This window comes from Thioclava sp., assembly GCF_048263065.1.
Classification (GTDB): Bacteria; Pseudomonadota; Alphaproteobacteria; order Rhodobacterales; family Rhodobacteraceae; genus Thioclava.
This window is the reverse complement of sequence record NZ_JBLXEM010000027.1, coordinates 1-9,936: the sequence shown is the minus strand read 5'-3', so window position 1 is coordinate 9,936 and position 9,936 is coordinate 1. Positions and strand designations below refer to the sequence as shown.

General features: G+C 53.8%; 11 protein-coding genes and 1 pseudogene. 6 read left to right on the top strand and 6 right to left on the bottom strand.

All coding sequences use genetic code 11. The features are described 5' to 3' along the window. Positions 1-46: 46 nt before the first annotated feature. The 6 genes and pseudogenes from ACN0SD_RS17695 to ACN0SD_RS17670 form a co-directional block, all read right to left on the bottom strand. Positions 47-771: pseudogene (locus ACN0SD_RS17695) on the bottom strand (IS6 family transposase). Positions 772-891: 120 nt separating this feature from the next. After that, a complete protein-coding gene (locus tag ACN0SD_RS17690; protein ID WP_417809542.1) occupies positions 892-1,512 on the bottom strand; it encodes a hypothetical protein in 621 nt (206 codons plus the stop codon). 194 nt (positions 1,513-1,706) lie between these two features. Next, complete coding sequence (locus ACN0SD_RS17685; RefSeq protein ID WP_417809541.1) at positions 1,707-2,333, bottom strand: DUF2026 family protein; 627 nt, start codon at positions 2,331-2,333, stop codon at positions 1,707-1,709. A gap of 262 nt (positions 2,334-2,595) precedes the next feature. Continuing rightward, entirely contained in the window at positions 2,596-2,949 is a 354-nt protein-coding gene (locus ACN0SD_RS17680) for a hypothetical protein (RefSeq protein ID WP_417809540.1), read from the bottom strand. 626 nt (positions 2,950-3,575) lie between these two features. Continuing rightward, positions 3,576-4,316 (bottom strand): IS6 family transposase, encoded by a 741-nt coding sequence (locus tag ACN0SD_RS17675; protein ID WP_417809539.1) that lies wholly within the window; start codon positions 4,314-4,316, stop codon positions 3,576-3,578. A gap of 166 nt (positions 4,317-4,482) precedes the next feature. Further along, complete coding sequence (locus tag ACN0SD_RS17670) at positions 4,483-5,322, bottom strand: AraC family transcriptional regulator (RefSeq protein WP_417809538.1); 840 nt, start codon at positions 5,320-5,322, stop codon at positions 4,483-4,485. A gap of 211 nt (positions 5,323-5,533) precedes the next feature. On the opposite strand from ACN0SD_RS17670, the gene ACN0SD_RS17665 reads away from it, so the two are divergent. Genes ACN0SD_RS17665 through ACN0SD_RS17640 form a run of 6 tightly spaced genes read left to right on the top strand, consistent with a single transcriptional unit; the run spans position 5,534 to position 9,812 of the window. Further along, positions 5,534-6,244 (top strand): serine O-acetyltransferase, encoded by a 711-nt coding sequence (locus tag ACN0SD_RS17665; protein ID WP_417809537.1) that lies wholly within the window; start codon positions 5,534-5,536, stop codon positions 6,242-6,244. Beyond that, complete coding sequence (locus tag ACN0SD_RS17660; RefSeq protein ID WP_417809536.1) at positions 6,241-7,137, top strand: PLP-dependent cysteine synthase family protein; 897 nt, start codon at positions 6,241-6,243, stop codon at positions 7,135-7,137. Before ACN0SD_RS17665 ends, ACN0SD_RS17660 begins: the two co-directional genes overlap by 4 nt. An 8-nt stretch (positions 7,138-7,145) precedes the next feature. Further along, on the top strand, positions 7,146-7,988 hold the full coding sequence (locus ACN0SD_RS17655; protein WP_417809535.1) for a class I SAM-dependent methyltransferase: 843 nt from the start codon (positions 7,146-7,148) through the stop codon (positions 7,986-7,988). Position 7,989: 1 nt separating this feature from the next. Next, positions 7,990-8,721 (top strand): AzlC family ABC transporter permease, encoded by a 732-nt coding sequence (locus tag ACN0SD_RS17650; RefSeq protein WP_417809534.1) that lies wholly within the window; start codon positions 7,990-7,992, stop codon positions 8,719-8,721. Further along, complete coding sequence (locus ACN0SD_RS17645) at positions 8,700-9,020, top strand: AzlD domain-containing protein (RefSeq protein ID WP_417809533.1); 321 nt, start codon at positions 8,700-8,702, stop codon at positions 9,018-9,020. The genes ACN0SD_RS17650 and ACN0SD_RS17645 overlap by 22 nt, the downstream gene beginning before the upstream one ends. Positions 9,021-9,068: 48 nt before the next feature. Further along, positions 9,069-9,812 carry an alanyl-tRNA editing protein gene (locus ACN0SD_RS17640; RefSeq protein WP_417809547.1) on the top strand — a complete coding sequence of 248 codons (744 nt, stop codon included), beginning with the start codon at positions 9,069-9,071 and terminating at the stop codon, positions 9,810-9,812. The last annotated feature ends 124 nt before the right edge of the window (positions 9,813-9,936 follow it).

The following is a 9,936-nucleotide window of genomic DNA, read 5'->3' as shown; positions in this document are numbered from 1 at the left end:
TCGCAAATTTCCAGATAGGCTGGGAACGGGCTGCTACTGGATATAATTATGCTGCGAGCCGGGCGAACTGCTGGAATGCAGTCAAGCCATGAGCGTCGAATTGTCCCTTGCGGACCATGTGCGCGGTCTCGATGCCCTCAAGCGTAGCGGCTGCCGAATGGAACGCTTTGAAGCCGAGCATCCGCCCTGTGATGCGCTTGATGAAGCGGTGATCTTGCTCAAGGATATTGTTCAGATATTTGACCTGCAGGATCTTGATAGTCTGCCCGGTTCCGATGAATTTGAGGATCACATTCACGGCTTCCAACCCCGCCAGATTGGCCCCACTTTTGTCGATAACGATACGGTCGGGGACACCGTTCGTGCCAATTGCACGCCTGAAGAAACGCCGCGCCGCCGGCTTGCCACGCCGCTCAGATAGCATAAAATCAAGGGTTTGGCCGTTCCGGTCCACAGCGCGGTAGTGATACATCCACGTTCCGCGCACTTTGATATAGGTTTCATCTGTTACCCGGCAGGGCATCGCATTGCGATGTCCCGAGAGGGCATCCGCCATGAGATGGCCGTCGGGCGCTTTTTCGCCTGCGCCTGAGCGGCAACCAATGGAGAGAATTTAATCACCCAACGGTTCAAGGTCGCATGGTCAACATCGACGCCGCGCTCGTGCATTATCTCTTCGAGGTCACGATAGGAAACAGGGTAGCGCAGATAGAAAAACACCGCGAACAGGATCACAGATTTCGGGTAATGCGCGCCCTTGAAGTCAACCATCGTCACCATCCAATCATCCCTGAGAAGTCACCTCCTACAGCGCTACATCCTGTCGAGCCAATCGCATGCACAAAATATTTGCGACAGAACCGTCTCGTTCTGGACGATATTTGTTAGCACTCAATGCGGACGAAATCGCCTCACAGGCGAGACTACCTCTCGGAGCCCTGAATCGATCTCGCGAAGACGCTCTTCCGCCTCCATGTAACGTGCGCTGGCGTAAGCTTTCGGAATTTTCATGAATTTCCGCATTGCTCCGATAGCAGTCTCGATTTCTGCTATGTCGACAATGGCTGATACGATCTGGTGGACTGCGTCGCGCTGTTTCTGCACGTCATCAGCCGCAGCAGAGCGCGCCGCTCTGATGGCTTCAAAGCCGTCTTTTTTCTTCTCCAGTTGATACCGAGCGGCCTTGATTTCGTCCCGCGCGGCTGAAAGGTCGTCCACCGCCTTCTTACAGGAGATGGTGTCCTGATCTACATCGTTGAGCTGGGATTGGAGGGTTTCAAGTTCGTCAGCGGCGAGAATCCGCTCTTCGCGCTCAAGGCGGATGTCGATAGCTTTGTTAACACTTTCTTCGAATTGCTTCAGATGTTCAGTGGCGCGTTTCGTAACACGCCAGACCCGAGCCTCAGCGTCCCATTTAGCGCGCGGGAAATGTTGCTTGAAGATCGCTTTGAATTCGATCGGGAAGGAAATTGAAATACCGGTTTTGGAGGGTTTGATTTCAGCTTTGTTCATGTATTTTGTCCGTTTTGATGGAGTAGGGGAGGGTGCCGATAGGTCGCGTGTGTTGGGTGCGCAGTCGGTGCAGCCTCGTAGCCGTTCAGTTCTGGAAGCTCATTGGCTTGGGACGATGCAGCGCGCAGCTTGGTTTTGCCGGATTTCATCGGCGCTCATTGGCGAGACCTTTCAAGGGGGTATCACCGAACTAGTCAGCGTAACTGAAGCTCCCATTTTTCTGCCGCGCGCAGTTCGCCGCGCATCTCGAAAGTGACCTCTTCGAGTAGTTCTGGACCGCGGTCTTCGTAGCGATACCAATCGTGCGGGTGTTCAAGCGGATCCGGCATGCGGTTTGACAACTGATGCAGGATCGTATCGGGAAATTGTCGCCATTTCATGCGCCCGGTCGAGAAGGGCTCCATGCGGTGAGCTCGGTGGAATTTCTGAGACAACGTTCTCGCTGCGAAATCCATGACCCAGCCGTTGCATACGACCCAGGTGTGAAAGTTCCCGCGTATCGCATCCGATTTCGGATCCGCTCTATCTGCAACGCCATGATCAAGGGTATCGAAGTCTTTGCTGCCTACAGACCAGATGGCTGCGCCTGCGACGACTTCAGCGCGCAGCCCTGCCGAAAGCAGCTCTCCGGCAGCAACGAAGGCAATCATCGGCGCCACAATCACGGCGGCGTCCTCGATCGTTCCGTCGGGCAAGATCACCGAATTCTGCTTTCGTGAAAAGAGACCGTCGGTGGCTGACCGCACTGACGCTTCATAAGCCCGGTTCCCGATCACGTTGAGCAGTTTGTTAGAAAAGGGGCGGGCGTTCGATTTTTGCATAAGTAGTGTCCTTCAGTTCAGGGTTTCGTCTTCTCGTCACGTGGACATGGGGCTCACCCGATCACTGCAAAAACTAAATTCTGAATTTTTTAGGATAGGAACATTTCACCGGGTCAACGCGACAACGAGGGACCGGGGCAGCCTTCGGGCTGGAAAGTCTGCGTGATCTGCCGGGGCGAGAGGTGCTGGAAGATGTGGGGGCGATCGTGACCGCGTGAGGTGTGCGGCAAGGCGTGTAAAAGGATTTGTGGGTTTACGCTGATCAACCATAGGCGCAGACCAAGGGCCCGTGGTCTCGGATGTTTTCGCGCAACATTTCCAAGAGGGCGGGATAGCAGCGCAGCAGATAGCTCCAGTCTGTCGTCCGGGCATCGATATCGCAAAAGCCATCGGGGATCTCGCTCGGAACCTCGTGGCTCCCAATGCCTGCTGACGTAAGCGCGAGAGCGAGACGCGCATCCGCAATTGCGAGGGTTTGATCCGTTACATAGAAATCATCATATCCATCGTAGACCCGACCGCCGATGTCGGCGTCAAAAAGGGGAAGGAAGTCTGTGTGATTCTTAAGACCTAAAACGTCCTCTTGATTGCGGCAGAAAAGGATATCGAAACTCATTTGGGCGGCCTCATATTTCGTAGATGTTTGAAAGCTTGGTGATGCGCCGCGTGATCGGGCTTGTCAGGGATCATGCACAGATGGGCATGACCTAGCGTCAGGCGCCCACAGCAACTGGATGGAATGTGAGCCTTTGACGGAATGGGGAAAGAACATTTCCGAAAAATCACGAAATTTCCCGCAACTCATTAATCTGAAATAATAAAAGCGAGTGACTCAGCCGCTTTTGCGGTTCTCACCGCCTTGTTGCTCTATGATTTTATGCGACACCGGGGCATCTCGGCCCAGCATTCCTTTTACCCGGCTGCGCGTAAAGCCGGACGGCACTAACGCGCGAAGACCTGACGCTCGGAGGCAGCGATGTGTCATGAGGTCCAACAGCGCGGTCGTTATATTGGTCCCCTTAAGTCAGCGCGAGCGGCAATTATCATCGCATCAGTCCGCAAAAGATTTCGGCAAACAAGATCGGCAACGGTTATCGGCAAGATCTTGTGTTTTTATGCGAAAAATTGCTATGTGTAAGGAGCTTTTCGCGCATCTGAGATCGGCAAAAAATGATGGAAACACCTGGCAGGGTGATGTCACGTTAACTCGCCGAGCTTGCAAGTTGGCACGCCGATCGTAGATCAAGCGGCATTTGCTGCGGATTTCCAGGCATCGAATGCTTCTAGCCGATGGTAGCGGATGGTGAGAGCGGAACGACGTCGGGCTGGTACGGAGAAACGATTGCGGGTTGAGGATTGCATAGTGACGAAGCGCTGCAATCCACCCGGTGATCGGAAGCCCTGCATTGCTCGCTCTCGCTTTCGTAAGGGCCCCTTTTCGTGGTTCGAATACGAACCACTGCCAGGCAATGGATGGCTGTTTTCTGCGCGGTTATTGAGCCCCTTGTGTGACCAATGATCAATGCCAGGCGCGACCTCGCGCTTTGCAGCGCCATAGGAGCGCAGTTTGTCCGTAATGATCCTTTTTGGGATGAAGCGCCAACGTTTCATCAGCTTGACCAAAAGCCGCTTTGCCGCGCGCTTGTCTCGCCTCGATTGTAGAATTTCTTCTAGAACAACGCCGTTTTGGTCAACCGCGCGCCAGAGCCAGTATGACCGGCCCGCGATTTTCACAACGACTTCGTCCAGATGCCAGACGTCGCCTGGGCGGGACTGCCGTCGCCGCAGAACGTGGGTGATCAGAGGGCCGAACTTGACGGTCCAGCGCCGGATCGTCTCGTACGAAACGTCCACGCCACGTGCCAGCATCATCTCCTCGACCTCGCGCAGGTTCAGGTTGAACCGGACGTAGAGCCAAACAACATGAGCGATGATTTGAGGCGGAAACCGGTGGCGCTTGTAGCTGATTTTCTGAGTTTGCATCAGCACCACCTATGCGGACGTCGCTAGACCAGCAACCTCAAGCTCGTTAACGTGACAACACCCGCCATTGGTTCCAAAAACCCTGACGACGAACCGGTGGCCGGATTATGCATAAACTGTTGTAGCCAGTTTTGCGCTCCCGGCAGGGCATGAAATCCAGGCGCGCTTATCGACAGGCGGTTGCATATTTTTTAGGGGTCACACCAAAGACCCTCCGGAAAGAGTTGGTGAAATGACTCTGATCGTAAAACCCCACGCTTGCTGCCACCTCAGAAATAGGTTCTCCGCGTGAAAGCATCGCCTTGGCCGCATTCAAGCGCAACTGCTTCAGATGTTGATGAACGGTTGTTTGCGTTCGGGACTTGAATAGGCGCATAAAATGAAACTCACTCAACCCTGCACATTCGGCAATGTCGCCCATGCACAGGGGAAGATAGAAATTCTCTTCCATGAAGTCGAGGCTTTCTCGGATTGGCGCGTCCACAACCCTTTCTGCCGGTGCCTGCCGCGAGCGCCGCCCATATCTGGTCATCAGCATCGCAAATGCAGAATAGACGCCCTCCTGACGTCCGACCAAACTAGGCGAGCGCAGCGCGACTTCGCTTGCGTCCAATAACCGCCTTGCCAGTTCCGGATCGCCGATCAAAAAAGAGGTGCCGAAATCCAAGGATCCCCGGACGCTGCCGAAAAGATTGTCCGCGATCCGATTCAAGCTGTCCGCAGTGGGGTAGAACGCAGAGTATTCCCATGCCTCTTGCCGGTTTGCCCCTTCGCCAGTGTGCACCTCTCCAGGTGGAATCACCATGACCGTTCCGGGATATGCCACACCACTTTTCTGGGCAATCTTGTGCTTTTGAGCACCGTCTTTGAACGAGGCAATGACAAATGTATCGTGAAAATGAGGCGGATAGTGATGCTCACAACACCGCGCCTTCAGCATGTCCATACCGCCCAAAACTTGGCGCTCTTTCCACAGCTGAATTTCATCTATGTTTGGCGAAGCCATTCCAAGAATCCATTAGAAACAATAGTTATTGCTATGATTCAACCTTAGCGATCCTAGATGGGGAGTCGACAGCAGGATTTTCCAACTAGCAGGATTCTCCTAGATTTTTGGATGGTCCCGCAACATCCTTTCAATGCGCCTCCCCACTATGATGAGAAATTCGGCATGGGCGCAAAGACCGCCTAATTAGTCCTCAAGAAGGATTTTGTTGATGAGTTTTGATGATTCGATATCTGATTACAATTTGGATCAGGAGGCGACGGACACGCTTTATGATCTTGGACGTCTGGCCTTCGACCTCGCAAATTCCAAGCACTCCTTTGGGGAGCAGGATGCGGCTATTTCGTCCATTCTGGAATACGCTGTTCAGGATTTGGTGGCCTACCATCGGCGAGACCCAAGCGTGCGGCATAAGCCGATCTCGTGTCTGATTTCTCAGCATTCAACCTACTTTGCGGTTCTATGCTACAGGATTGCACACCACTTGATTGTCTCTACCGGTGCGGCACGCGAGGCAATCCACATCAGTTTTGCAGCCCGGTCAACTACCGGAACCGAAATTCATCCCGAAGCCCGGATCGGGCAGCGCTTTGTCGTCGATCACGGCTGGGGAACAGTCGTGGGGCAAACGGCCGAGATCGGGGACGACTGCTATATCTTGAACAATGTTACGCTGGGAGGGCGTTGCGCGGCAAATGCACCGGATGGAAAACGGCATCCGACCTTGGGACACCGCGTTCAAATCTGCGCGGGCGCAAACGTGTTTGGCCCGGTCCACGTCGGGAATGACTGTTTTGTCGGACCGTACACCACAATCACCAAGGATGTTCCCGCCGGCACGACAATTTTGTACTCCAATACGATTTTTACCCCTGTTCCGAATGGCGTTGAAACGCCTCAAACGTCAGTGAAATTCGTATGACCCTCATCAACCCCAGAACACCACTCATCGCACCAAGCCCTAACCTGAGGATCAAGTTAGAACATCTAAACCCAAGCGGTAGCCACAAATCCCGCGCAGCTCGCAGGATCGTTGAGCGGGCAATTTCTATGGGTGATTTGTTACCCGGTGGCACACGCCGCATCCTAGAAAAAAGCGGCGGAAACTTCGGCGTCGGGCTTGCCTATGAAGCAGCAAAATACGATGTCGGCGTCGATTTGGTGATAGGATTGTCCTTCTCGCAGCTTAAGCGAGATTTATGCGAAGAATACGGCGCAAGGCTTGTGGGCTTGGATCTACTGCGTCAAGAGCTGCAACCTAGGGAGGTTATTGCCAAGCTTCTTGAAGAACAAAGCGAAGCTTACTTTTTCACAGACCAATTCGCGAACCCCGCGAATCTGGAGGCGCATCTTCTTGAAACCGGACCCGAAATCGTTGCTCAAATAGGAAACGATATAGTCGACTGTTCAGGGATCACGCTCGTTCTAAGCGCGGGGACCGGTGCCCATGCTGCGGCACTGAATACGGTATTGAGACGGGAATTTTCCAATATCGAACTTGTGCTTGTTCAGCCGGAAAATTGCTCTTTCCAAACCGGAGAATTCGGCGATCACGCGCAGCAGGGCGCCGCTGTGGGGGTGGTCCCGCCTTTCCTCAATCTGGCCGACGTGACGCGCACTGTTACCGTTTTGGATGCTGAGGCTCTCCAGGGGCAACGCCTCCTAGCAAAACACACAGGTATCTATCCAGGTCCGACCAGCGGCGCGAACTACTTCCTTGCGTTGCGTTTTGCCGAAGCCTCTCCGGATCGTTTGGTGGTGACGATGACTTACGATGCTGGCGAAGGCTATCTCGCACAGAAAATTTCCGCTTGAGGTAAACAATGACTCTATCAAGCACCCTCCCCACAACTCTCTCAGAGTTTGAATATCACGGCTGGGAAACGCTGTCGTCTAACTATGATGATTGCTGGGGGCAAGTCACAAGCTCCTTTATACCGACAATGCTGGTGGACTTTCCAGCTTTGACGGGCAAGCGATTGCTCGATCTTGCGACGGGGCCAGGATATGGTGCTGGGCTAGCGGCGAAAAATGGCGCATTGGCGACCGGCGTGGATTTCTCGGCACAGATGATTGCTCAGGCAAAGGAAAGCCATCCACAGGCGAATTTCATGTTGGGCGATGCGGAAAACTTACCGTTTGTCGATGGGCAATTTGACCTTGCAATGTCCAACTTCGGTTTTCAGCATTTCTCCGATCCGGTCCAAGTCATGAACGAAGCCGCGCGCGTCCTGAAGCCCGGCGGCATCCTGAAATTCACCCTTTGGGCCGAACGCAACCGCAATGCAGCAAGTTTGATCCTTGAAACTGCTTTGGAACAATTCGCAACCGAGCCGTGTCGCATTCCGGAAGGTCCCAACTATAATCGCCTTCTGGAAGAGACCGAGTTGCGAATGATCCTTGATGGTGCAGACCTCTACGCAGCGTCTGCTTTGGTTAAGCTGCACGTGGTCCCATGGGCGTTGCGCGATTCGGATGAGTTGTTTCGCGCGGAACTGTCAGGATCAGTCAGATCAGGAGCGCGCCTGCGCCAGGAATCAGGCCCTTCGTTGGAAAAGATTCGTCAGGCGATGTCGACAGATATCGAAGCTAATTACAACGAGAACGGAAATTGGGTGATTCCGATGGCCGCTTATGTGATTTCTGTAACAAAGAATGAGCAATAATATGGAGATGCGCACGAGCTTTATAGCTGGGGCTAAAGCCTGTATGCCAACGGTGCTTGGCTATTGGAGCATCGGTTTTGCTGCAGGCGGCATCGGTGCTCTGGCGGGATATTCGGTACAGGAAATTGGCTGGCTGGCAGCGCTGCTCTATGCCGGGTCGGCACAGTTCGTATTCTACAGTCTGGCGGCCTCAGGGGCGGGCATCGTCGCCATCGCCCTCGGGGTTTTGTTTGTCAATGTCCGCTATCTGTTAATGAGTTCTTCCTTGTCAATCTATTTCAACGGCAAAGGGACGCTTGAAAAATTCATCGGCGGAGCACTGCTGACAGATGAAACATTCGGAGTGGCATCCCAATATGGAAAGGCCATCGGCCACCTGCCGTTCAAATGGTTGCTCGGCCTGAATGTGACGGCTTATGTGAATTGGGTGATTGCCAATATACTGGGGGCGATCCTCGCAAACAGCCTGCCGATGTCGCTTGCTGAAGGCCTGAGTTTCAGCTTAACTGCAATGTTCGTGGGGCTTTTGCTCCTAACCTATTTCGCCAGTTCAACGCGAGGACGAGAGCTTGTCGCGATCATCGTTGCGGCCGTCGTTGTTCTGGTGGGTTTCCAACATATCGACCCAAACTTGGCCGTTCTGGCCGCCACGATAGCCGGCGCCTTCTTCAGTTCGATGATCACATTTCTCAAGGCGAAACGGAAAGACAGATGGATACAACATTCTTCGTGACAGTCCTACTTTGTGCGGTGATCACAATATCGGTGCGAGCGCTGCCAATCATCTTGTTGGCCAATGCGCAGATCCCCGTGCTGATCCGCGAATGGCTTAATTTCATTCCCGCCGCCGTAATGTCGGCCATCATCGTCGCAGAGATCTTAGCAAAACCGGCGTTGACCCCCTCTGGATTGAGCATCTCAGCTCTGGCGGCGGTTACTTGCCTTATCATTGGCGTCATGACTCGCAGCCTGTTCATTACCGTCCTTTCGGGGATAGCGTCGTTCATGACGTTCGGCTGGATACTTGCCTAATTGTCGCCGCCTCACCACATACACTCAACAGGAAAAGCCATACCAGACCTGCGAACGCAACTCGAGAATACTCGCCGAACCGAAGCGCTGTTTCAGCAAGATGCCTACCTGAGGAGGGCCACAGGCACAGTTCTATCTCATTGGGCCAATGATGGCATCATTCTCGATCAGACGATTTTCTATGCTGAAGGTGGTGGTCAGCCCGGCGATCAGGGGCATATCGAATGGGATGGGTTGCAGGTCGCAGTACTAAACACGACGAAAGGTTCGGAAGGGACCGTTGCCCTGAGGATCGCGCCCGGAGTGGAGCGCCCGCCCATCGGAACCGCTATTAACCAAGAGATCAATTGGGATCGCCGCTATACGCATATGCGTATGCACACGGCGCTGCACCTACTGACGGTAGTTCTGCCATTTCCAGTCACCGGAGGACAGGTCGGTTCGGACAAGGGGCGTCTGGATTTCAGTATGCCCGCGCCTGAGGAAAGCAAACCAGAAATGGAGATGCGTCTGAATGAACTGGTTGAGCGGGATTTAAAGGTTCACGCGGAATGGATTAAAGCGGCCGAACTTGACGCTAACCCTTCTCTTGTCAAAACCTTGTCCGTCCGGCCGCCAACTGATCAGGGTCGCGTGCGGCTTGTTCGCATCAGCGACGGGGATGCAACAGTCGATCTGCAACCGTGCGGCGGAACCCATGTGTCCAACACCACAGAGATCGGAAGAATCACCTTAGGCAAGATTGAAAGCAAGGGCCGAGACAACCGGCGCGTCACCATAAGATTGTTTTAGAGGGGATTGCCAGGGATTGCCAACTTGTTTGCGGTGCGGTGCTTGGTTAGCAACTGTGTCTAATCAGCGAACTGATGTTGCCATGGGGTGCCGGTTTTGATGATTGCGTTGGCGATGGTGACCA